Raw genomic sequence first — 22,541 nt, forward strand, 5'->3', positions numbered from 1 at the left:
ACCGGTCAACGCGCAGCCCAAGCGTTTCGTTGCGCCGTCAGGCGGCCGAGCCTGCACGATTTCCGAACGCCGCCGCCATCAACTGGCGGGTATACTCGGTCTGGGGCGCGTCGAAGATCTGGTCGACGGGGCCGGCCTCGACCACGTCGCCCTTCTGCATGACCATCACCTTGTGGGACAGGGCGCGGACCACCTTCAGATCGTGGCTGATGAAGATGTAGGCCAGCTTGTATCGCTTCTGCAGATCGCGCAGCAGTTCCACGATCTGGACCTGCACGGTCATGTCCAGCGCGCTGGTCGGCTCGTCCAGAACCACTAGCTTGGGCCGCAGGATCATGGCGCGCGCGATCGCGATGCGCTGGCGCTGGCCGCCCGAGAACTCATGCGGATAGCGTTGCATCGTGGCCGGATCCAGGCCGACCTCGCGCATGATGTCGGCCACCATCTGGTGCTTGCTCTGCCCTTCGCGGGTGCCGTGGATCCCCAGCCCTTCGGCGATGATCTCTTCGACCGTCATGCGCGGGCTCAGCGATCCGAACGGGTCCTGGAACACGATCTGCATGTCCGCGCGCAGGGGACGCATCTGGCCGCCCTTCAGCCCCTGAATGTCGCGCCCCATGAAGACGATTGGCCCCTCGGACCCGATCAGCCGCATGACCGCCAGTGCCAACGTGGTCTTGCCCGAGCCGGATTCACCCACGACGCCCACCGTCTCGCCCTGCCGAACGGACAGGGTGGCGGCGTTGACGGCCTTCACATGGCCGACGGTGCGGCGCAGGAACCCGCGCTGGATCGGGAACCAGATGCGCAGATCCTTCGTCTCGGCGATTGTCTCGGCACCCTGTGGGACCGGGGTGGGGGTGCCGGTGGATTCGGCGGCCAGCAGCATTTGCGTATAGGGATGCTGGGGGCGGTCGAAGATCTCGGTCGTCGGGCCGTGTTCCACGATCTCGCCGTTCTTCATGACGCAGACGCGGTCGGCGATCTGGCGCACGATGGTCAGGTCGTGCGTGATGAACAGCATCGACAGGCCCTCACGCTCCTTCAGCTCTTGCAGAAGTTCGAGGATCTGCGCCTGGATCGTGACGTCCAGCGCGGTCGTCGGCTCGTCGGCGATCAGAAGGTCGGGGCGGTTGGCCAGCGCCATGGCGATCATCACCCGCTGCCTCTGCCCGCCCGAAAGCTGGTGCGGATAGGCGCCCAGACGACTTTCGGGATCGTTGATGCCGACCTGGGTCAGCAGTTCGATGATCCGCGTCCGCGCAGCTGCGCCGGTGATCCCCTGATGCAGCGCCAGCGATTCCTCCAACTGCCGCTCCAGCGTGTGCAGCGGGTTCAGCGAGGTCATCGGCTCCTGAAAGATGAAGCTGATGTCGTTGCCCCGGACCTTGCGCAGCACCTTCTCGGACGCGCCGACAAGCTCTTGCCCGCGGAACGTGGTCGACCCCGAGACATGCGCCGCCCCGCCCAGAAGCTCGACCGTGGACAGGGCCGTGACCGACTTCCCGGACCCCGACTCGCCCACCAGGGCCACGGTTTCGCCCTGTCCGACCGTGAAGGACACACCGCGCACGGCGTGGGTCTCGACCCCGTCCTGGCGGAACTTGACGTGCAGGTCGTTCACCTGAAGGACCGGTTCGCTCATTGAAACGTCTTTCTGGGGTCGAACGCGTCGCGGATCCCCTCGAAGATGAAGACCAGCAGCGACAGCATGATCGCGAACGTGAAGAAGGCGGTAAAGCCCAGCCACGGCGCCTGCAGGTTCTGCTTGGCCTGCAAGGTCAGTTCGCCCAGCGACGGGGCCGACGACGGCAGGCCGAAGCCAAGGAAATCCAGGCTGGCCAGTGTGCTGATCGTGCCGGTGATGATGAAGGGCAGCATGGTGACCGTCGCGACCATGGCGTTGGGCAGCATGTGGCGGAACATGATTGTCCAGTTCGACACACCCAGCGCACGCGCTGCGCGGACATATTCGAAATTACGGGCGCGCAGGAACTCGGCCCGGACCACGCCGACAAGGGCGGGCCAGCCGAACAGCACTGTGACGAACACAAGCAGCCAGAAGCCACGCCCCAATATCGCGAACAGGATGATGATGACATAAAGCGAGGGGGTCGAGACCCAGATCTCGATCACGCGCTGAAAGATCAGGTCTGTCTTGCCGCCGAAGAAGCCCTGAACCGCGCCCGCGAGGATCCCGATGATCGAGGTCAGGACCGTCACGATCAGCGTGAACAGGATCGACAGCCGGAAGCCATAGATCACCCTTGCGGCCACGTCGCGGGCGGTGTCGTCGGTCCCAAGGATGTGCATCGCGTCGGGGGCCGAGGGCGCGGCCCCGCCGATGTCGTTGATCGTGTCGTAGCTGTAGGGGATCGGCGGCCACAGAAGCCAGCCCCCCTCGGCCCCGTCGGCCACGCGCCCGTCTGCGACGATGGCTTCGGGGTCGTCGAAACACTCCTCCAGCCCGCCCGACTTGATCAGGCACTGCACCTCGATGTCGGAATAGACGGCCTCGGTCCGGAAATCCCCGCCGAAGGCCGTTTCGGGATAGAAGCTGAAGATCGGCGTGTAGAGCTCGCCGTCATAGCTGACGAGGATCGGCTTGTCGTTGGCGATGAACTCGGCAAACAGCGAAAGCCCGAAGATCACCGCGAACAGGATCAGCGACCAGAAGGCCCGCCCGTTCTTGCGAAAGTTCCGCCAGCGACGCTGGTTCAGCGGCGACAGGGTCGGACGCCGACGCCGCGGGCTGACGGGTGGCGGTGCGTCATGCCCGGGTGAGGGATAGGGGGCAGGGCTTTCCAGCCCCGGCTCGGTCGGGCCGTGTTCGGAATGGCGGTCGATATTGCTCATCTCAGCCCTCCCGCGTCTCGAAGTCGATGCGGGGATCGACGAAGACATACATCAGGTCCGACACGATCCCCACGACCAGCGAAATCAGCCCGAAGAAGAACAGCGTGCCGAAGATCACCGGATAGTCGCGGGCCACCGCAGCCTCGAACCCCAGCCGCCCCAGACCGTCGAGCGAGAAGATCGTCTCGATGATCAGCGAGCCTGCGAAGAACACCCCGATGAACACCGACGGGAAGCCCGCGATGATGATCAGCATCGCGTTGCGGAAGACGTGGCCATACAGGACCTTCGACTCCTTCAGCCCCTTGGCCCGCGCGGTCACGACGTACTGCTTCTTGATCTCGTCCAGGAAGCTGTTCTTGGTCAGAAGCGTCAGCGTCGCAAAGGCAGAGATGGTCGAGGCCAGAACCGGCAACGTGATGTGCCAGATATAGTCGCCCGCCTTGCCCAGAAGGCTGAGATTCTCGAAATTGTCCGAGGTCAGCCCGCGCAGCGGGAAGATCTGGAAGTACGACCCGCCCGCGAACAGCACCAGCAGCAGGATCGCGAACAGGAAGCCCGGGATCGCGTAGGCCACGATGATCAGTGCGCTGGTCCAGGTGTCGAACTGCGACCCGTCGCTGACCGCCTTGCGGATGCCCAGCGGGATCGAAACGATGTAGGCGATCACCGTCGACCACAGCCCCAGCGTGATCGACACGGGCAGCTTCTCGATCACCAGGTCGATGACGCTGATCGAGCGGAAATAGCTCTCGCCGAAATCGAAGCGGATGTAGTTCCACATCATGTCGATGAAGCGTTGCAGCGGCGGCTTGTCGAAGCCGAACTCGCGCTCCAGCTCGGCGATGAATTCGGGCGGCAGGCCGCGTGACCCGGTATAGGCGTCGGTATCCGTCGCCCCCGCGGCGGCATCGCCCGCTCCACCGGCGATCCCCTCGAACACGTCGCCGGACCCTTCAAGCTGGGCCAGCACCTGCTCGATCGGGCCGCCCGGCACGAACTGAGTGAGAACGAAATTGACCACCATGATCCCGAACAGCGTCGGAATGATCAGCAGCAGTCGTCTGAGGATGTAGGCGGCCATGGATCAGAGCGCGCCCGATTCCCTCAAGGCGTTCGCCCTGTCGGCGTCGATCCACCAGAAATTGTCGCTGCCCAGATCGTAGGGCGGGATCGTGTCGGGATACTCGTACATGTCGTAATAGGCGACCCAATGCGTGTCGTTGTACCAGACCGGCACCATGAAATAGGCGTGGCGCATGATCCGGTCGATGGCCCGGACATAGGCCTGCATTTCCTCGGCGGTATCGGTTTCCTGAAGCTCCTCGATCAGGCGGTCCACCGCTTCGCTGCAATAGCCCGCGGGGTTGAACACGTCGTCGCGGTCCTCGCAGCCATAGCGCTGACTGATGCCCACGCCTTCTTCCAGGCTGTTGGTATAGCTGTCGAAGATCATATCGAAATCGTGCCCACGCACCCGATCGGTATATTGCGCGTCGTCGATCCGGTTGTAGGTCGCCTGCACGCCCAGCCGTTGCAGGTTGTCGACGTAAGGCAGGATGATGCGGTCGAAGCTTGGGTTGTTCTCGATGAACTCGACCGACAGGACCTCGCCGTCCTTGCGGCGCACTCCGTCATCGCCCGCTTCCCACCCCGCCTCTTCCAGCAAATCGGCGGCCTCGCGCAGGTTGCCGCGGTCCAGCTGGCGCGACCCGCCGGGGGACTGGACGAACGCGTCGCCTTCCAGGATCTCGGGGTCGATCATGTCCGACACGGCTTGAAGATACTGAAGCTCCAGCCCCTGCGGTACGCCCTCGGCCTCCAGGTCCGAATTCTGCCAGAACGATTGCCGCTGGGCGAACAGGCCGTATTGCAGCGTCTCGTTCGTCCAGGTGAAGTTGAACATCAGCCCCAGCGCCTTGCGCACGCGGGGGTCCTGGAACTTTTCCTTGCGCAGGTTGAAGACGAACCCGCTGGCCACGGGCAGGGCGCCGTTGGGCAGCTCTTCCTTGACGATGGTGCCGTCGTCGATCGCGGGGAAGTCGTATTGCGTGGCCCAGGTGAGGGAACTCGTTTCCTGCCGGAAGGTGTATTCGCCGGCCTTGAACGCCTCGAGCGCGGCGTTGGAATCGGCGAAGAACTCCTGCCGGATACTGTCATAGTTGAACCGCCCCTTGTTCAGAGGCAGGCCTTCACCCCAATAGTCGGGATTGCGGCTGGCGACGATGCGCCGGGGGGCATCTACCTCGGAAATCATGTAGGGGCCGGTGCCTGGCGATTGGGTCAGGCGGCTTTCGTCCAGGCTGGCACCCGTTTCCTCAAACCACTTCTTTTGGAACACGATGGACGCACCGGCCTGGCTGATCAGGCCCTTGCGGGGCACGTCGGGGCTGAAGTGGAACTTGATGCGATGGGGGCCCAGCACCTCGACCTCGGGGATCATGCGCTTCACCGCGATCCGGAACGAGGGAAAGCCTTCTTCCATGAACAGGTCGTAGGTGAACGCGACATCCTCGGCCGTCATGGGCGACCCGTCCGAGAACGTGACATCCTCGCGCAGGTTGAAGATCACCCAGTCCATGCTTTCGGGGTATTCGATGGTCGTGCAAAGAAGGCAGTAGGACGCATATGCGTCATCCGCGGTCGAGGTCATCAGACGCTCGTAGGGGATCGTCGACAGAGCAGGCGACCGGCCACGACGCGAATAGGGGTTCATGCTGTCGAACGACCCGCGGCCCCAGATGGAATATTCGCCGCCGCTCGGCGCATCCACGTTGACATAGTCGAGCTGCTCGAAATCCGGGCCGTACTTGATTGCACCCAGATCCGAGAACGCGTGCGACGTGATGATCTCTCCCTCGGCCTTCGCCGGTTCGGCACCTTGGGCGAAGACCTGCGCAGCGCCCGCCAGGATCACGCCGCCTGTCAGGGCCATGCGCCACAGCCAGGGACGAAGGTCGGGCATCTGTCGGGCGTGGGCGCGGGCGGGCTGGGGGCGTCTCGGGGTCATGGGCGTCTCCGGTCACAGGCGTCTGCGGAAGCTAAAGGCCCAGCTGGGGCAGGTTCAAGATAATTCCAGTTGATCGTTCCGTGATCGTCCGCCGGGTTGGGCCGGATGAAAAGAAAAAAGCCGGTCCCGCGAAGGACCGGCCCCATCTGGCGCGCCGCAGGAACGTGCGGTCACTCGTCCAGCGTATCGAGATAGGCGATCAGGTTCGCGCGCTCCTCGACCGACGGCAGGCCGTTGAAGCTCATCGAGGTGCCGGGCGCCCAGCCGCGCGGGTTTTCCAGGAAATGGTTCAGGTTCTCGGGCGACCAAACGTCGGCCACCTCGGACAGGGCGCCGGAATAGGCACCGTACCCGTCCGCCGCACCGATATCACGGCCCACGACACCGTAGAGGTAGGGGCCGACCGCGTTCGCGCCTTCTTCCAACTGGTGGCAGGCGCGGCACTTGCCGAACACCCGCTCGCCCGCGCCGACATCGGCCGAGGCGAAGACCTCCTCGAACGCGGGGCCTTCTTCCACCGGCTCTTCCTCGCCGCCATCCTCGACCGGGATGGAATAGGCCTGTTCCCCGTCGCCATGACCGCCGCCGACGTGATAGATTTCCTCGGCCACCCAAGCGCCAAGCAGGAACACCAGGAAGGTGCCGCAGAAGCCGCCGACGATCTTGGTCAGGGTCATGGTGTCGAACATTGTGGTATTCGCCTCTCTCGCGGAAGTCCGGCACTCTCTAGACCCAACCCGCGCCCCTGTTCAAGCGCAGAGCGGCGCGACCTTTAGGCCAGTTTGCGCAAAAGTCACCCCCGGGGGTGCGCCTTCTCGTAGACTGACAGCAGGCGCGCGGTGTCCACCCCGGTATACGCCTGGGTCGTCGAAAGCGACGCGTGACCCAGCAATTCCTGGATTGCGCGCAGATCGCCACCGGCGGCCAGAAGATGCGTCGCGAAGGAATGGCGGAAAGCATGCGGTGTGGCCGAGGCCGGCAGGCCCAGCTGCATCCGCGCCCGTTCGGTCGCCTTGGCGATCAGCCGCGCATTCAGCTTCCCGCCCTTCGCACCCCGGAACAGGGGGCTGCCGGGGGTCAGCTCGAACGGGCAGATCTCGCGGTATCGTTCGACCGCGGCGCGCGCAACGGGCAGGACGGGCACGATCCGCTCTTTCCCGCCCTTGCCGAAGATTCGCAACCGGGCGGGCAGGGGCGCGTCACCCGCATCCAGCCCCAGCGCTTCCGAGATTCGCAGGCCGCACCCCCAAAGCAGGGTCAGCACGGCCGTGTCGCGTGCGCCGATCCACGGCGTGTCGGTCTGCGATTCCACCGCGCCGATCATGTCGCGCGCGGCCTCGACCTCCATCGGGCGTGGCAACTTGCGGGTGAACTTGGGCGACCGGGCCGACAGGATCGCGGTGGCGTCGATCCCCTCGCGCTCGGACAGCCATCCGGCGAAAGTGCGCACCGCCGACAGCTTGCGTGCCAGCGACCGCGCCTGAAGCCCGCCCGCCCGCTCGGCCGCCATCCATGCGCGCATGTCGGTCAGGCGGATGCGCGCCAGAAGGGCGGTCCCTGTCTCCTCGCCCAGATGCGCGCCCTGGAACGCCAGAAACCCGGTGACGTCGGCGCAGTAGGCATCGACGGTCGCCGACGACGCGCCTTCGACCCCGCGCAGATAGTCCAGCCAGCGCGAAAGGCAGTCCGCCAGACCGGGCGAGATCACGCCAGAAAGCGGCGCAACGACCGTTCCAGCACGCCCGCGAAGAAGCCCAGAAGGTCGGTCCCCTGTCCCGGCGCGAACTGGTGCGGATCCTCGGCCCCCAGCACAAGCATCCCCGGCAGGCGCCCTTTGCCAAGATCCAGAACCAGCGTCGCCTCGGACCGCATGGCGCAGGCCCGGTCGCCATAGATGTCCGGATCCCCGCAGGACAGCTGGCGCAGGGTGACCTTGCGCGGCGCGCCGCCCTTCGAGAGCCCCGCGAACAGGCTGACATAGCCCTGCTCGGCCAGCCCCAGGATGTTCTCAAGCTCGCCCAGATGCGCGGTCGACCGGTCGCCCCCCGACTCAAGCACCAGCTTGCAGCCATCGACGCGCAGCGTGTCCGCCACCGGGCCCGCAAGCGCGCCCAGAAAGGCGTCGAACCCTTCATGCTCTAGCAGGTTCAGCACCGCGCGGTGGATCATGTTCGTGCCGGCGAGGTTCTCGTAGGCGGCGGCGATCACGTTGCGGTGCGTGTCCTCCAGCCGGTCCAGCCGGGCCTCCAGCCGTTCCATCGCGATGGCGCGCATGTCGACGACGTTGCTGCCCTGCGCGCCGTCGGCGGCGGTGGCAAGAACGCGCATCAGTTCGGTATCGTCAAGGATCTGGTCGGGATCGGACAGCAACTGGTCGCGGACCTTGGGGTCCGTCAGGGGATGGGTACTCATGTAAACCTGCTCGTTTTGTTTTGCGGCAGACTAGCACTGCCTCCGCGCCCCGGCCTAGACGTTTGTCGGCAACGCAAGGCGCATCGGTGCTTTCTTGCGACAGGCGCCCCCCGGCCTTGCGCGGCGTGCCCGGAGGGGGCATCTGAGTGACCTCGCGCCCCCAGATCGCCGGACCCATGCAAGACCGCTTCGCCGAGGGCGACCTGATCGCCGTCCTGACCACCCAGCCGCTGGATCGCACGCTGGATTACCGCGCGCCCGCGGGCGGCTGCGGGACGGGTGATTTCGTCGAGGTGCCGCTTGGCCCGCGCAAGGTCATGGGCGTCGTCTGGGGCGAAGGGGAAGGGGGGTACGACCTGTCGAAGGTCCGCCCCGTGTTCCGCGTGCTGGACGTGCCTTCGATGCGGGCCGAGATGCAGACCTTCCTGACGCGGGCGGCCGAATACACCCTGACGCCCATGCCCGCGATGCTGCGCCTTGCCACCCGCGCGCCGGGGCTGGGGCAGGACGTGAGCTTGCGCAAGGTCTATGCGCGTGGCCCCTCGGACCCCGACCGCATGACCGAGCCGCGCCAGCGTGTGCTGGATGTGCTGGCCGAATATGGTGGGCTCGCTTTCACGCTGAAGGAACTGGCCGAGATGGCGGGCGTCGGCACCTCGGTCGTGAAGGGGCTAGTCAAGCAAGGCGCGGTCGACGAACGCCAGGCACCGCGCGATACCCCCTATCCGCATCTGGACCCGGACATGGCCGGCAAGCCCTTGGCCCCCGACCAAGCCGAGGCCGCCGCGGCCCTGTCGCGCGCCGCGCAAAGCCGCCGCTATGGCACCACGATGCTGCGCGGCGTCACCGGATCGGGCAAGACCGAGGTCTATCTGGAAGCCGTCGCCGCCTGTCTGAAGGCCGGGCGGCAGGCGCTGGTGCTGCTGCCCGAGATCGCGCTGACGTCGGAATTCCTGTCGCGGGTCGAGGCGCGGTTCGGCGCGAAGCCCGCCGAGTGGCACCACGGCGTCACCCAGACCGAACGCCGCCGCTGCTGGAAGATGGCCGCCGAAGATGGCGCGCAACTGGTGGTGGGTGCGCGATCCTCGCTGTTCCTGCCGTTTCGCGACCTTGGGCTGATCGTCGTGGATGAGGAACACGACACGTCCTACAAGCAGGAAGACGGGGTCCTTTATTCCGCGCGCGACATGGCCGTGCTGCGCGCCTCGATCACCGGCGCGCAGGTGGTGCTGGCCTCGGCCACGCCGTCGCTGGAGACCTGGGCGAATGTCGAGGCCGGGAAATACGCCGCGCTGACCCTGACCTCGCGCTTCGGCGATCGCGCGATGCCCGGGATGCGGGCCATCGACATGCGGACCGAGGATCTGCCGGGCGGCCGCTGGGTCTCGCCCAGTTTGCAGGCGCAGATCGCCGACCGGTTGGAGCGGGGAGAGCAGAGCCTGCTGTTCCTCAACCGCCGCGGCTATGCGCCCGTGACCATCTGCCGGGCCTGCGGCGAGATGGTGGGCTGCGACCAGTGCGACGCGCGCATGGTCGAACACAGGTTCCTCAAACGCCTGGTCTGCCACCAATGCGGCGAGACGAAGCCGATGCCCGAGGCCTGCCCCTCGTGCAAGGTCGAGGGCAAGCTGGCCCCCGTTGGCCCCGGCGTCGAACGAATGGCCGAGGAGGCCGCCGCCCTGTTCCCAGACGCGCGTGTCGAGGTGCTGTCGTCGGATATGTATGCCTCCGCCCGCGCGCTGAAGGCGCGGATCGAGGCCATTGCCGAAGGGGCGGCAGACATCGTCGTGGGCACGCAACTGGTCGCCAAGGGGCACAATTTCCCGCTGCTGACGCTTGTGGGGGTGATCGACGCGGATCTGGGGTTGCAGGGATCCGATCTGCGCGCGGCCGAACGGACGTTCCAGCTGATGCGTCAGGTCGCGGGCCGCGCGGGCCGGGCCGAGCGTCCGGGCGAGGCGTGGTTGCAGACCTTCCAGCCCGAGCACCACGTCATCAAGGCTATCCTGTCGGGCGACGAGGACGGGTTCTGGCGGGCCGAGGCGGCCGAGCGGAAGGCCGCGGGCGTGCCGCCCTACGGCAGGATGGCGGGGATCGTCCTGTCCTCGCCCGACATCCAGGCGGTGTTTGATCTGGGCAACCGGCTGGCCCGCGTGGACGGTCCCCTGCGTCGGATCGGCGCGCAGGTGTTCGGTCCCGCGCCCGCGCCCATCGCCCGGATCCGGGGGCGGCACCGTCTGCGGATGCTGGTCAAGGCCGAGAAGGGCGCGCCGTTGCAACCGGCGCTGGCGGCGTGGCTGGCGCAGGTTCCGATCAAGGGCGACATCCGGCTGTCGGTCGATATCGACCCGCAGAGCTTCTATTGATCACGGCGGCCCCGGGACCGGCCGGCCCTTCGGGGAGGGTATTTTGGCAAGGGTGAAGCATAGGGGGGGCAGGGTTTGACCGAGGCAATCGTCATCGGGGCTGGGCCCGCTGGTCTCGCCAGTGCGGCGATGCTGAAGAAGCGGGGGCTGCGGGTGGTGATCCTGGAACGGGCGGAGGCGGCCGCCAGCGCGTGGCGCGCGCATTACGACGGGCTGCGGTTGCATACGGCCAAGGGACGATCTGCGCTGCCCGGATTGAAGATGGGGCGGGATCTGCCCCGGTTTCCCAAGCGCGCTGACGTGATTGCCTATTTCGACCGGTATGTCGCGCATCACGGGCTGGATATCCGGACCGGGGTCGAGGCGACCCATGTCCGCGAAGTCCCGGGAGGATGGCGTGTGGACCATTCCGGGGGGCATTCGACCGCGCGGGTCGTCGTGTTCGCAACCGGACTGAACGGCCATCCGAATATCCCCGCGCTGCCCGGCTATGACGGGCAGGTGCTGCATTCGTCGCAGTATCGGCGGCCGGGGCAGATCGCGGCGGGCCGGGTGCTGGTGGTGGGGTTCGGAAACTCCGGCGGGGATATCGCGATGGAGATGGCGCGGGACGGGCGCAAGACCGACCTTTCCGTGCGCGGCCCCGTAAACATGGTGCCAGAGACGATCCTGGGCGTGCCGACGACCTCGATGGGGATGCTTCGCAGGGCGTTCGGGCCAAGGCTGGCCGACAGGATCGCGGCACCGCTGATCCGGGCGAAGATCGGCCGGCCGGAAGAGTACGGATTTACCGCGCATTCCAAGGGGCCGCAGACGCGGCTGGTCGAGGATGGCAAGGTGCCGCTGATCGATCCGGGCGTGTTGCCGCTGATCCGGGAAGGGCGGATCGCCGTGCGCCCGGGGATCGCAGGAGCCGCGGGGCGGGAGGTCCAGTTCACCGACGAGACGCGCAACACGTTTGATGCGGTGGTGTTCGCGACTGGGTACAAGGTGGATCTGCGCCCGCTTCTGGGGGCCCGGACGGACGTTCTGGACGACGGGGGCGCGCCGCGTCGGACGGGCGGGCCGAGCGAGGCGCCGGGGCTTTATTTCATCGCCTATCGTGCCGCGCCGGAGGGGCAGTTGCGCCGCATTGGTATCGAGGCGCGCGCCATCGCGGCGCATGCGTCGGGGTGACGAAAAAGCCCGCCGGAGGCAATCCGGCGGGCAGGTGCCCTTCTGCGGAAGGGGAGGGGAAAATCAATCCTCTTCGGCGTCGGACTCGGTGTCCTCGGTTTCGGAGCTATCCGCGTCCGAGCCGCTGTCCATGTCCGAGCTGTCGCTGTCATCGGAACTGTCAGTGCTGCCGGACTGGCCACCCATCTCGGCCGAGGCTTCGACCGGGTTCCCGTCCGCGTCGTAGTAGACGATCTCGATCTCCTGGCCCATCAGGTCCTCGCGCACCTGACCCAGGCGTTCCTGGCGCAGTTGCTGTTCGATCTGCGGGCGCACGGCATCTATCGGGGGCAGTTCCTGCTCGGTATTCGAGGCAACCTCGTCATACGCCGCTTGGACGGCCTCGTCGGTCACAGAGCCTTCCATTTGACGCTGGACATACACCTGAACGATGGCGTCGTCGCGGCTGCGCTCGGCGTTCTCTTCCATGATGCTTTGGACTTCGGGGTCTTCGCCAAGATTGTCCTCGTTGGCACGCTGCAGGATCAGTTCACGCAGGATCAACTGGTCGAGCGCGAGGGGGATCAGGCGCTCGGCCGGTTGCGACTGGATCAGCTGCGGCGGGAAGCCTTGGATGGCGGTCTGAACATCTCCGGCGGTGATGTCGGTGTCGCCCACGGACACCACGACGGCGTTCGCGTCGTCACCCATTGACTGGCTTGCCATATCGGACCCGGCGGCCGTGTCCGCGCCGGACTCCATGTCCGCGCTTTCGCTTTGGCTCATCGAGGCGTCGTCGTTGCCGGAGGTGTGCTGTTCGGCCCAGACGGGAAGGGCAAGCGGGGCTGCGATGACGGCAGCGAGAATCGGGGAGGTGAGAAGTTTCATCGGATACGTCCTTTGGCACTGTCTACGAATTCACACCCCCAACGGACGACCCGGAGGGCCCGTTCCAAACTGAACCGGCAAAATTGCGAAGCTGCGCCAAAACATCTCGCCAATGCGGGCGACCGGGCGTATCGGATCGGGCATGAAAACCGTTCCGTTGGCACAGGCCGCACACCTGCCGTTCTGGCGTCGTCCGCAAGCGCTGTTGTTCCTCATGGCATTCGCCATGCCGCTGGCCTTCGCCACGTGGACGGCGCTTCTGAACAACTTCGTGATCGAGGTCGCGGACTTTTCCGGGGTCGAGATCGGCTGGCTGCACACGGTGCGAGAGATCCCGGGCTTCCTGGCCATCGGCGTCATCGTCCTGATCATGTTCGTCCGCGAGCAGGTGCTAGGGCTGCTGTCGCTGATCCTTTTGGGGGTCGCCACGGCCGCGTCCGCCTATTTCCCCAGCTTCGGGGGCATCCTGATCCTGACTCTGCTCAGTTCGATCGGGTTTCATTACTTCGAGACGGTGAACCAGTCGCTGCAATTGCAATGGATCGACAAGAAGCACGCGCCGCAGACGCTGGGCTGGATCGTCGCCACAGGCTCGGGCGCGTCGCTTCTGAGTTACGGGCTGCTCGTGGTTGGATGGCGCGCGTTCGACCTGACCTATGCCTTCGTCTACGGCATGGCGGGCGGGGCCTGTGCCGTGATCGCGATCTTCTGCATGATCGCCTTCCCACAGTTCGAATCCCCCGACCCGCAACTGAAGACCTTCGTGCTGCGCCGACGCTACTGGCTGTACTACGCGCTGCAATTCATGTCCGGCGCGCGGCGGCAGATCTTCGTGGTCTTCGCCGGCTTCATGATGGTCGAACGGTTCGGCTTCGACGTGCACGAAATCACTTCGCTTCTGCTGATCAACTACGTGGTCAACATGATCGTGGCCCCGCTGCTGGGCAAGCTGGTGGGGCGGTTCGGCGAGCGTGCGGCCCTGTCCTTCGAGTATATCGGCCTGATCCTGGTCTTCATGTCCTATGGCGGCGTCTATTATTTCGGCTGGGGCGTCGCGATTGCCGCGGGGCTTTACGTGATCGACCACATTTTCTTCGGGCTGGCCTTCGCGCTGAAGACCTATTTCCAGAAGATCGCCGACCCCCGCGATATCGCGCCGACGGCCGCCGTGGCCTTCACGATCAACCATATCGCGGCCGTCTTCCTGCCCGCGGCGCTGGGCTATCTGTGGGTCGTCACGCCCGGTGGGGTGTTCGTCCTGGCCTCGGGCATGGCGGCAACGTCGCTGGGCTTGGCCAGCCTGATCCCGCGCCACCCGACGCCCGGGAACGAGACGATTCTGTCGCGTCTCGTCCCCACCCCGGCGGAGTAGCGAAGCCGCCACGGCGCCCCTATATCGACGGTAACCCGATCAAGGAGGACACCATGTTCCAGATCCTGCGCAAATCGACCGAGATGCCGTCGCAGAACGAGGCCCTGCCGGGCCGCGAGCAGCCCATCCCCACGGCGGAGGAGCACTTCGTGTTCAACCGTCCCCTGTCCAACGACGTGCCCGAAGGCATGGAAGAAGCCATGTTCGGCATGGGATGCTTCTGGGGCGTCGAGCGGATGTTCTGGAAGCTGCCGGGCGTTCACATGACGCTGGTCGGCTATGCCGGCGGTCACACGCCGCACGCCACCTACGACGAAGTCTGTTCGGGCCGGACCGGCCATAACGAGGTGGTCCGCGTGATCTACGACCCCTCCGTCATCTCCTACGAAGAGCTTCTGAAGACCTTCTGGGAAGGGCACGACCCCACGCAGGGCATGCGGCAGGGCAACGACCGCGGCACGCAGTACCGGTCCGGCATCTATACCTATTCCGAGCCGCAGAAGCTTGCCGCCGAGGAATCGAAGGTCGCGATGCAGCCCAAGCTGAAGGATGCGGGATACGGCCAGATCACGACCGAGATCGTGGACGCGCCGCCGTTCTACCACGCCGAAGGGTATCACCAGCAATACCTGGCGAAGAACCCGGGTGGCTATTGCGGGCTGGGTGGAACGGGCGTGACTTGCCCCATCGGCACCGGCGTCGCCTGAGTCCGGGCTGACCCTGCGCACGCAGCATTCGCGCGATCTTCACGGGTCGCGCGGCATATCCCACCGGCGCGCACTTGGAAGAAAAGCGAGACCTGGGGGGCCGTCCGGCCTGGCAATCGGACGATACCCGATCACTGGTCTCACCGGTGAGATCGACGGCCGGGGGTGACGCCCCGCCCATATCTCTCGCGTCCCTAAAGGTGGCGCCACCGACTTCCATCACATGACATGACGAAAAACCCCGGCGCCGATGCGGCGACCGGGGCGCTTCCCGTGGCTTCACCGCTTTCGCGATTCCAGCTCGGAATTGAACAGGCGCAGGCGGGCGGTCAGGTTTTCGCTGTGGGTAACGCTGTCGAAATGCTCGAACAGGAAAGACAATGCTTCGCCTTCGTCCAGCCCGGCCTCGGTCGCGAAGCGCTTCAGGCGGCGATACCCGTCCTCGGTCATCGCGACGGGGAAACGGCGGGTCAGCTTGAAACGCTTGGGCATGGTGGCGACCTTCGGGGGCTGCGGCTGCCCGAAGGTCGGGGATGCGGGCGGCGTTGTAAACCCGCCCGCATGTGGTCTTCAGAAGTTCGCCGCGTCCAGCGCCATCACCGGCGCAGCACCGCTTTCGATGCGCGCGCGGTGCATCGCGGTCGCCGGCAGCTGGCGCGCCATGTAGTAGCGTCCCGTCGCGATCTTGGTCTCGTAGAACGCGGTGTCCGACGCGCCGCCGTCCAGCGCGGATTGGGCGGCCTTCGCCATCTGCGCCCACATGTAGCCAAGGCACACATGGCCGAAGAGGTGCATGAAGTCATACGACCCCGACAGCGCCTCGTTCGGATCCTTCATGCCGTTCTGCATGAAGAAGGTCGCCGCCGCCTGAAGGTCCTTCGACGCGGCCTTCAGCGGGGAAAGGAAGCCGTCCTCCAGCGCCGCGTTGCCCTCGTTTTCCTTGATGAACGACTTGATCAGCTCGAAGAAGCCCATGACGGTCTTGCCGCCGTTCAGCCCCAGCTTGCGCCCCACGAGGTCCAGCGACTGGATGCCGTTGGTGCCTTCGTAGATCATGGTGATACGGGCATCGCGGACGAATTGCTCCAGCCCCCATTCGGTCGTGAAGCCCGACCCGCCCAGTGTCTGCTGGGCCAGCACGGCCGTCTCGAACCCCTTGTCGGTCAGGAAGCCCTTGATGATCGGGGTCAGCAGCGACACCAGCGCCTCGGCCTCGGCGTCGCCCTTGCGGTCCGACTTGTCGATCAGGTTCGACCCCCACAGCGCGAAGGCCCGCGCGCCTTCGGTGAAGGCCTTCTGGTCCATCAGGTTGCGGCGCACGTCGGGGTGGACGATGATCGGATCGGCCGGGCCGGTCTCGTTCTGCGCCCCGGTCACGTCGCGGCCCTGAAGGCGGTCCTTCGCGAAGGCCAGCGCGTTCTGATAGGCCACCGCACCCTGGGCATAGCCCTGGACGCCCACGCCCAGACGGGCGGCGTTCATCATGGTGAACATGGCACGCATGCCCTTGTGCGTCTCGCCGATCAGGAAGCCGGTCGCGCCGTCATAGTTCATCACGCAGGTCGCGTTGCCGTGGATGCCCATCTTGGACTCGAGGCCCCCGCACGTCACCGCATTGCGGTCGCCAAGCGAGCCATCCTCGTTCACCATGAACTTCGGCACGATGAACAGGGAAATGCCCTTCACGCCCTCGGGGCCGCCGGGGATCTTGGCCAGCACCAGGTGGACGATGTTGTCGGTCATGTCGTGCTCGCCGGCCGAGATCCATATCTTCTGGCCGGTGATCTTGTAGGTGCCGTCGTCCTGCGGTTCCGCCTTGGTGCGGATCAGGCCCAGATCGGTGCCGCATTGCGGCTCGGTCAGGTTCATGGTGCCCGACCATTTCCCCTCGACCATCTTGGGCAGGTAGGTCTGCTTCTGCTGGTCGGTGCCATGGGCGTGGATCGCGTTGTAGGCGCCGTGGCTCAGGCCCTGGTACATGTTGAACGCCATGTTGGCCGAGACGAAAATCTCGCCCACGCAGCTGTTCAGAAGGTGCGGCATCCCCTGGCCGCCGTATTCGGGATCGCAGTCCAGACCGATCCATCCGCCCTCGCACACCTTGTCATAGGCGGCCTTGAACCCCTCGGGCGTGCGCACGACGCCGTTTTCCAGCGTGCATCCCTGCTCGTCGCCCACCTTGTTCAGGGGATGCAGAACCTCGGAGGCCAGCTTGCCGGCTTCTTCCAGCACGGCCTTGGTGAAGTCGCGGTCCAGCTCGTCATAGCCGGGGACATCGGCGTCGGAGATGCCGAAGACCTCGTGAAGGATGAACTGCATGTCGTCGACGGGGGCGGTGTAGGTGGTCATCTATTCCCTCCCTTGGGATGCTCAGGCGGCCGAACTGTTGCGGATGTCGGCCAGTTTCTTTCCGACAAAGTCGATTTCGCTTTCCAGCTCGGCCACCGCCTCGTCCAGCTCGGCCCGGCGGGCACGCAGATCCTCAAGCCGTTCGCGCGCGATCTCGTGAGTGCGGACAAGCTGATGTTCCTGGGCGCGACCCTGGCCATACAGGTCGAGGAGCTGGCGGATTTCTTCCAGCGTGAAACCGAACTTCTTGCCGCGCAGGATCAGCTTGAGGCGCGCACGGTCGCGCCGGGTGAACAAACGTTTCTGGCCCTCGCGGCGGGGCGCCAGAAGTTCTTTGGATTCGTAGAAGCGCAGAGTGCGCGGGGTCACGTCGAACGCGTCGCACATCTGCCGGATGGTCATCAGGTCTTCGGACATTGATCTCACGGTATATAGGTCAGGATCGCAGACATGCGCATACCCGTAGGGCAAGGCAAGCGCGGGTGACGTTAACGTCAGCGGAACGTGACGTCAGTCGTTACCCTGCGTGAGTTCGAGGGTCTGCGCGACCTCGTCACGGGTGTCACGCAGCTCGGCAATCGCTTGTTCCAGCTGCGCCAACTCGTCGGTCAGGTGGACAATCTGGCGATCCGCATACTCGACCCAGGTGCGCATCTGCGCCTCTGTGCCCTTCTGGTCGTAGATCAAAAGCCACTGGCGAATGTCTTCCAGGCTGAACCCCCACCGGCGTCCACGCAGGATCAGCGTCATCCGGGCAACGTCGCGCGGCGTATAGAACCGCGCGCGGCCTTCACGGACGGGGGTCAGCAGCTCAATATACTCGTAATACCGGAGGGTGCGCGGCGTGACATCGAACTTCGCGCACATCTCCTTGAACGTCAAACGGTCGTCTTGCGGCATGAGCCTCCCCTTTCGGCCCATATTTAAGCAACTTGGGCCGCGTGCCTAGGGGGCCATCTCGGCGGCAAGCGCATGTCCGCTTTCATACTCGGACGCCTCGCGCCGGGCGATGGCGGGGGTGCGGCGGATCCAGTCGTCCCCTTCAGCGCAGTCCAGCATGAAATGGGCCAGGTCGCCGTGCCGCGTGCGGATCAACCCCTCGGCGATCACGTCGGGGGTGACGGTATAGTCGCAAGTCTTATCGCCCGTCATCAGCCAGCCGGGCCGCACCGCCGTCCAGTCGGTGTCCGAAGCGCGCAACAGCCGCTCCATCTCGCCCATCTGGGTGAAGATTGGCTGCAGCGCGACCGCGGCGGCGGCCCGGAACAGCAGGGGACCGCGGTCCAGCGTCTCGACGAACGTGGCCGAGATGACGACGATCCGCCGCACGCCCGTCCGTCCCATCGCGTCGATGTAACTTCGCGTGCCATCGGTATACAGCGGCGGGGGCGACAGGGCAGTGCCCGCGTCGAGCGGCACCCCGATGCACGAGATTACCGCATCGCACCCCTCGATATGGGGCGCCAGATCGTCGGAGGTGACATCGGCCGTTCGCGCCTCGACCCCCTCGGGCAGGTCGGCACCTTCGGGCCACGCCTTTTCGATGGCGCGCACGGAATGGCCCCGCGCGACCGCCTGTTTCACGGCATGGCGTCCGGTTGCCCCGTTCGCGCCGAAGATCGCTAATGTTTTCCTCATGGCCACGGAACGACGCAGCGGCGGGCCCGTTCCCCGCAACGGCCGGGCTTGTGGCAACCGCGACGGTCGGTCACAACCGGGGCACACCGACAGGAGCCTCAAGCATGTCCGACCGCACCGCCCAGATCGCCCGGCAGTTCACCCAGGGCATCCCCCATGCGCGCGACCTGGGGATGGAGATCCGGCACCTGGAAAACGGCGTCTGCGAGATCGAGATGCCCTACGACGAAAAGCTGATCGGCGACGCGCGCACCGGGGTGATCCATGGCGGCGCGATCTCGGCGCTGATGGACACCTGCAGCGGGGCCGCGGTGATGAGCCATCCGTCGAACCCCGGCGGCACCGCGACGCTGGACCTGCGCATCGATTACATGCGCGCGGCCACCCCCGGCCAGACGATCCGGGCGCGCGCCGAATGCTATCACGTCACGCACTCGGTTGCCTTCGTGCGCGCCAGTGCCTGCGACGACCAGGAGGATCCGCCCGTCGCCACCGCCCACGGCGCCTTCACGCTGGAGCGCAAGTCATGAGCCGCCCCCGCCCCGAACCCGTGCAGGTCATCAAGCAACGCCGCGATGCGGCCCTTCAGGCGCTGGCGGGGGGCATGCCGTATATCCGCCATCTGGGCATCACGTTCGAACGCCGCGGTGACGAGCTGACGGCGATCCTGCCCTACGATGACAAGCTGATCGGCAACCCGCTGCTGCCCGCCCTGCACGGCGGCGTGACGGCGGCGTTTCTCGAGACGACGGCGGTGGTAGCCCTCGCGTGGTCGCGGCTGTGGGACCGGATCGAGAATGGCGAGATCGAGCTCGACGCCCTGACCCCCGAAACCTTGCCGCGAATGCCCAAGACGGTGGATTTCACCATTGACTATCTGCGTTCGGGGCTGCCGCGCGACGCCTATGCGCGGGCGCGGATCGTGCGCTCGGGGCGGCGCTTCGCCAGCGTGCAGGTCGAAGGCTGGCAGGACAATCGTGATCGCCTTCATGCCTCGGCCACCGGGCATTTCGTGATGCCGCGCGACTGACATGGCCGGCCCGCCGCGCCCCGTGACCCACCGCCGGGTGCTGGCGGTCGCGATGCCCATCGTGCTGTCGAATGCCACCGTGCCGATCCTGGGCGCGGTCGACACGGGCGTCGTCGGGCAACTGGGCGAGGCCGCGCCCATCGGTGCGGTCGGCATTGGCGCCGTGGTGCTGTCGGCGATCTACTGGATCTTTGGCTTCCTGCGGATGGGCACCACGGGCTTTGCCAGCCAGGCGCTGGGCCGCGACGATCTGGACGAGGGCGCGGCGATCCTGTCGCGGGGGCTGGGGATCGGGCTTCTGGGCGGGCTGGCGATCATCGTCCTGCAACTGCCGCTGTTCCGCGCGGCCTTCTGGGTCTCGCCCGCGTCGTCCGACGTCGAGTCGATGGCCCGCGCCTATATGGGCATCCGTGTCTGGTCCGCGCCCGCCCTGATCTCGATCTTTGCGATCACCGGCTGGCTGATCGCGGCGGAGCGCACGCGGGGCGTCTTCGTCATCCAGATCTGGATGAACGGCGTGAACGTCGCACTGGACCTGTGGTTCGTGCTGGGCCTCGGCTGGGGGGTGGAAGGCGTGGCACGCGCGACCTTCATCGCCGAATGGTCGGGCTTCGCGCTTGGCCTGTGGCTGTGCCGCGACGCGTTCTCGACCCCCGCCTGGCGCGATCGGGCGCGGGTGTTGGACCCGGCGAAGCTGAAGCGGTTCGCGCAGGTCAATTCCGACATCCTGATCCGGTCGATGCTGCTTCAGGCGATGGTCGTGTCGTTCCTGCTGCTGTCGTCCCGGTTCGGCGATGTGCGGCTGGCGGCGAACCAGATCCTGCTGCAATTCCTGAACATCACCGCCTACGCGATGGACGGCTTCGCCTTCGCGGCCGAGGCCATCGTGGGCAGCGCGCTGGGCCGCGGCAGGCGCGATCTGTTCCGCCGCGGCGCCATCCTGACGTCGATCTGGGGCGCGGTGACGGGGGCCGTTCTGGCGCTGGCTTTCCTGCTGGGCGGCGGCGCGATCATCGACGTGATGACCACGGCGCCCGAGGTCCGCGACGCCGCGCGCCTGTTCCTGCCCTACATGATCGCAGCCCCCATCCTGGGCTGTGCCGCGTGGATGCTGGACGGCATCTTCATCGGGGCCACCCGGACGGCCGACATGCGCAACATGATGGTGGTGTCGGCGGTCCTTTATGCCGTGTCGCTGGCGATCCTCATGCCTGCGTTCGGGGCGCACGGGCTGTGGCTGGCCTTCCTGATCGGGTTCGTGGCACGGGGCGTCACGCTGGGCCTGCGCTATCCCGCGCTGGAGCGCTCCGTCGGCTCATAGCCAGCGGTCGCGATCCTTTCCTACGGCCTGCGCGGCGGTCAGACCGTCACGGGCCAGCAGATCATCCAGCCCCCGCGCGATCCGCACCGCCAGCGACAGCCCGTCATAGACCATCGCGGTGTAAAGCTGCACCGCCGTCGCGCCTGCGCGGATCTTGGCATAGGCGTCCTCGGCCGAGCCCACGCCGCCCACGCCGATCAGCGGCAGGTCGGTCAGCGACGACAGCCGCGCCAGAACCCGCGTGCTGCGGTCGAACAGCGGCCGTCCCGACAGCCCGCCGGTCTGGTCGCGATGGGAGGACCGAAGGCCGTCGCGCCCCAGCGTGGTGTTGGTCGCGACGATCCCGGCGATCCCGGTCTCTCCGGCCACGGCCGCGATGTCGGCCAGCGCTGTGTCGTCCAGGTCGGGCGCGATCTTTAGGAAGATCGGCAGACCCCGCTTGTTCGCCGCCATCACTCCCGCCAGCAACGCTCGCAGCGCCTCGGATCCCTGCAAGTCGCGCAGCTTTTCCGTGTTGGGGGAGGAGACGTTGACCGTCGCGAAATCCATGTGGTCCGCGGCGCGGCGCAGCACTTGGGCGAAATCGGCGGCGCGGTCGGCGCTGTCCTTGTTCGCGCCCAGGTTCAGCCCCCGCGGGATCGCCGTCGGGGTGGCGGCCAGCCGGTCGGCGATGGGCCCGATGCCGTGGTTGTTGAAGCCGAACCGGTTGATCGCGGCGCGGTCCTCGGCCAGCCGGTAGAGGCGGGGGCGGGGGTTGCCCTCCTGCGGGCGGGGGGTCGCCGCGCCCACCTCGAGGAACCCGAACCCGGCGCGGGACAACGGGCGCAGAGCCTCGGCGTTCTTGTCGAACCCGGCCGCCAGTCCCAGCGGGTTGGGCAGGGCCATCCCGGCCAAGTCCACGGACAGGCGGTCGGACGTCACAGGCCCCGGCGCGGGGGCCAGCCCCGCCTTCAGCCCGCGCAGCGCCAGACCATGCGCCGTCTCGGGGTCGATCCGGCGCAGGACGGTCAGGCCCAGCCGTTCGGCAAGGCTCATTCGTCGCCCAGGGTCAGGGTGTCGACGCCGTCGCGCGGAAGTTCGGTGTGCCACACGACCTCGTCACGCTTCAGCGCGCGATAAAGGTGGGGGAACTGCGCGCCGTCGCGCGCCTCTTCCCAGCGCAGGTCGTCGCCCAGGCTGCCGGTTTCGACGGCGGCCAGGGTCAGGCCGTGCTCGCCCGGGAAATGCTTCGCCAGCGTGCCGCCCAACTGATCCTTGGTCGAGAAATGGATGAACCCGTCCTTCAGATCAACGGGTGCACCCTGCGTCTCGCCCGCCTCATCCAGTTCACGCCATTCCGCGGTCCGAAATACCTTGTAGATGCGCATACGGAATCTCCTTTTTCCGGTTGCCGCGACGATATCTAGGGCGGTCGCCCGGTCTGTCGTCGTCACGTCA

At 66.3% G+C, this 22,541-nt stretch carries 22 protein-coding genes; 7 read left to right on the top strand and 15 right to left on the bottom strand.

Going from position 1 to position 22,541, the window contains the following annotated elements:
• Positions 1-37: 37 nt before the first annotated feature.
• The 7 genes from PAA8504_RS07060 to PAA8504_RS07090 form a co-directional block, all read right to left on the bottom strand.
• Entirely contained in the window at positions 38-1,645 is a 1,608-nt protein-coding gene (locus tag PAA8504_RS07060; RefSeq protein WP_108893435.1) for an ABC transporter ATP-binding protein, read from the bottom strand.
• Positions 1,642-2,856, bottom strand: a complete 1,215-nt coding sequence (locus PAA8504_RS07065; RefSeq protein WP_108893436.1) for an ABC transporter permease — start codon at positions 2,854-2,856, stop codon at positions 1,642-1,644. The genes PAA8504_RS07060 and PAA8504_RS07065 overlap by 4 nt, the downstream gene beginning before the upstream one ends.
• A 1-nt stretch (position 2,857) precedes the next feature.
• Positions 2,858-3,940, bottom strand: coding sequence for a microcin C ABC transporter permease YejB (locus PAA8504_RS07070; protein ID WP_108893437.1), 1,083 nt, complete (start codon positions 3,938-3,940; stop codon positions 2,858-2,860).
• A gap of 3 nt (positions 3,941-3,943) precedes the next feature.
• Positions 3,944-5,866 carry an extracellular solute-binding protein gene (locus tag PAA8504_RS07075; protein WP_245897548.1) on the bottom strand — a complete coding sequence of 641 codons (1,923 nt, stop codon included), beginning with the start codon at positions 5,864-5,866 and terminating at the stop codon, positions 3,944-3,946.
• Positions 5,867-6,036: 170 nt separating this feature from the next.
• Positions 6,037-6,555, bottom strand: coding sequence for a c-type cytochrome (locus tag PAA8504_RS07080; RefSeq protein WP_108893438.1), 519 nt, complete (start codon positions 6,553-6,555; stop codon positions 6,037-6,039).
• 104 nt (positions 6,556-6,659) lie between these two features.
• Positions 6,660-7,574 carry a tyrosine recombinase XerC gene (locus PAA8504_RS07085; RefSeq protein WP_108893439.1) on the bottom strand — a complete coding sequence of 305 codons (915 nt, stop codon included), beginning with the start codon at positions 7,572-7,574 and terminating at the stop codon, positions 6,660-6,662.
• Entirely contained in the window at positions 7,571-8,278 is a 708-nt protein-coding gene (locus tag PAA8504_RS07090) for a DUF484 family protein (RefSeq protein WP_108893440.1), read from the bottom strand. Before PAA8504_RS07090 ends, PAA8504_RS07085 begins: the two co-directional genes overlap by 4 nt.
• Before the next feature lie 176 nt (positions 8,279-8,454).
• Here PAA8504_RS07090 and PAA8504_RS07095 point away from each other — a divergent pair, with 176 nt between their 5' ends.
• Both PAA8504_RS07095 and PAA8504_RS07100 read left to right on the top strand, forming a co-directional pair.
• Positions 8,455-10,644 carry a primosomal protein N' gene (locus tag PAA8504_RS07095; RefSeq protein WP_108893540.1) on the top strand — a complete coding sequence of 730 codons (2,190 nt, stop codon included), beginning with the start codon at positions 8,455-8,457 and terminating at the stop codon, positions 10,642-10,644.
• A 75-nt stretch (positions 10,645-10,719) separates the two neighbouring features.
• Complete coding sequence (locus PAA8504_RS07100) at positions 10,720-11,820, top strand: flavin-containing monooxygenase (RefSeq protein ID WP_108893441.1); 1,101 nt, start codon at positions 10,720-10,722, stop codon at positions 11,818-11,820.
• Between the two features lie 63 nt (positions 11,821-11,883).
• Here the strand turns inward: PAA8504_RS07100 and PAA8504_RS07105 are convergent, their stop codons facing one another.
• Positions 11,884-12,687 carry a SurA N-terminal domain-containing protein gene (locus PAA8504_RS07105; protein ID WP_108893442.1) on the bottom strand — a complete coding sequence of 268 codons (804 nt, stop codon included), beginning with the start codon at positions 12,685-12,687 and terminating at the stop codon, positions 11,884-11,886.
• A gap of 142 nt (positions 12,688-12,829) precedes the next feature.
• Between PAA8504_RS07105 and PAA8504_RS07110 the strand changes: the two genes are divergently transcribed.
• On the top strand, positions 12,830-14,059 hold the full coding sequence (locus tag PAA8504_RS07110; protein WP_108893541.1) for an MFS transporter: 1,230 nt from the start codon (positions 12,830-12,832) through the stop codon (positions 14,057-14,059).
• 53 nt (positions 14,060-14,112) lie between these two features.
• The gene (gene msrA, locus PAA8504_RS07115; RefSeq protein ID WP_108893443.1) at positions 14,113-14,766 is read left to right on the top strand and encodes a peptide-methionine (S)-S-oxide reductase MsrA; all 654 of its coding nucleotides are present in this window, start codon (positions 14,113-14,115) and stop codon (positions 14,764-14,766) included.
• Positions 14,767-15,045: 279 nt separating this feature from the next.
• Here msrA and PAA8504_RS07120 read toward each other — a convergent pair whose 3' ends face one another.
• From PAA8504_RS07120 to PAA8504_RS07140, 5 genes are all read right to left on the bottom strand, one after another.
• The gene (locus PAA8504_RS07120; RefSeq protein ID WP_108893444.1) at positions 15,046-15,258 is read right to left on the bottom strand and encodes a hypothetical protein; all 213 of its coding nucleotides are present in this window, start codon (positions 15,256-15,258) and stop codon (positions 15,046-15,048) included.
• Between the two features lie 78 nt (positions 15,259-15,336).
• Positions 15,337-17,115 carry an acyl-CoA dehydrogenase C-terminal domain-containing protein gene (locus tag PAA8504_RS07125; RefSeq protein ID WP_108893445.1) on the bottom strand — a complete coding sequence of 593 codons (1,779 nt, stop codon included), beginning with the start codon at positions 17,113-17,115 and terminating at the stop codon, positions 15,337-15,339.
• Positions 17,116-17,136: 21 nt separating this feature from the next.
• Positions 17,137-17,532 (bottom strand): MerR family transcriptional regulator, encoded by a 396-nt coding sequence (locus PAA8504_RS07130; RefSeq protein WP_108893446.1) that lies wholly within the window; start codon positions 17,530-17,532, stop codon positions 17,137-17,139.
• Between the two features lie 93 nt (positions 17,533-17,625).
• The gene (locus tag PAA8504_RS07135) at positions 17,626-18,015 is read right to left on the bottom strand and encodes a MerR family transcriptional regulator (protein ID WP_108893447.1); all 390 of its coding nucleotides are present in this window, start codon (positions 18,013-18,015) and stop codon (positions 17,626-17,628) included.
• A gap of 45 nt (positions 18,016-18,060) precedes the next feature.
• On the bottom strand, positions 18,061-18,753 hold the full coding sequence (locus tag PAA8504_RS07140; RefSeq protein ID WP_245897549.1) for an NAD(P)-dependent oxidoreductase: 693 nt from the start codon (positions 18,751-18,753) through the stop codon (positions 18,061-18,063).
• Between the two features lie 104 nt (positions 18,754-18,857).
• Here PAA8504_RS07140 and PAA8504_RS07145 point away from each other — a divergent pair, with 104 nt between their 5' ends.
• From PAA8504_RS07145 to PAA8504_RS07155, 3 genes are read left to right on the top strand one after another with little or no spacing between them, the layout of a single operon-like run.
• Positions 18,858-19,283 carry a PaaI family thioesterase gene (locus PAA8504_RS07145; RefSeq protein WP_108893448.1) on the top strand — a complete coding sequence of 142 codons (426 nt, stop codon included), beginning with the start codon at positions 18,858-18,860 and terminating at the stop codon, positions 19,281-19,283.
• Positions 19,280-19,783 (top strand): PaaI family thioesterase, encoded by a 504-nt coding sequence (locus PAA8504_RS07150; RefSeq protein ID WP_108893449.1) that lies wholly within the window; start codon positions 19,280-19,282, stop codon positions 19,781-19,783. The genes PAA8504_RS07145 and PAA8504_RS07150 overlap by 4 nt, the downstream gene beginning before the upstream one ends.
• A 1-nt stretch (position 19,784) precedes the next feature.
• On the top strand, positions 19,785-21,104 hold the full coding sequence (locus PAA8504_RS07155) for an MATE family efflux transporter (RefSeq protein ID WP_108893450.1): 1,320 nt from the start codon (positions 19,785-19,787) through the stop codon (positions 21,102-21,104).
• Here the strand turns inward: PAA8504_RS07155 and PAA8504_RS07160 are convergent.
• Both PAA8504_RS07160 and PAA8504_RS07165 read right to left on the bottom strand, forming a co-directional pair.
• Positions 21,099-22,139 carry a quinone-dependent dihydroorotate dehydrogenase gene (locus PAA8504_RS07160; RefSeq protein ID WP_108893451.1) on the bottom strand — a complete coding sequence of 347 codons (1,041 nt, stop codon included), beginning with the start codon at positions 22,137-22,139 and terminating at the stop codon, positions 21,099-21,101. The genes PAA8504_RS07155 and PAA8504_RS07160 overlap by 6 nt on opposite strands.
• A complete protein-coding gene (locus PAA8504_RS07165) occupies positions 22,136-22,471 on the bottom strand; it encodes a DUF952 domain-containing protein (protein WP_108893452.1) in 336 nt (111 codons plus the stop codon). The genes PAA8504_RS07160 and PAA8504_RS07165 overlap by 4 nt, the downstream gene beginning before the upstream one ends.
• Positions 22,472-22,541 lie beyond the last annotated feature (70 nt).

It is taken from the genome of Palleronia abyssalis (assembly GCF_900302445.1).
GTDB classification, from domain to species: Bacteria; Pseudomonadota; Alphaproteobacteria; order Rhodobacterales; family Rhodobacteraceae; genus Palleronia; species Palleronia abyssalis.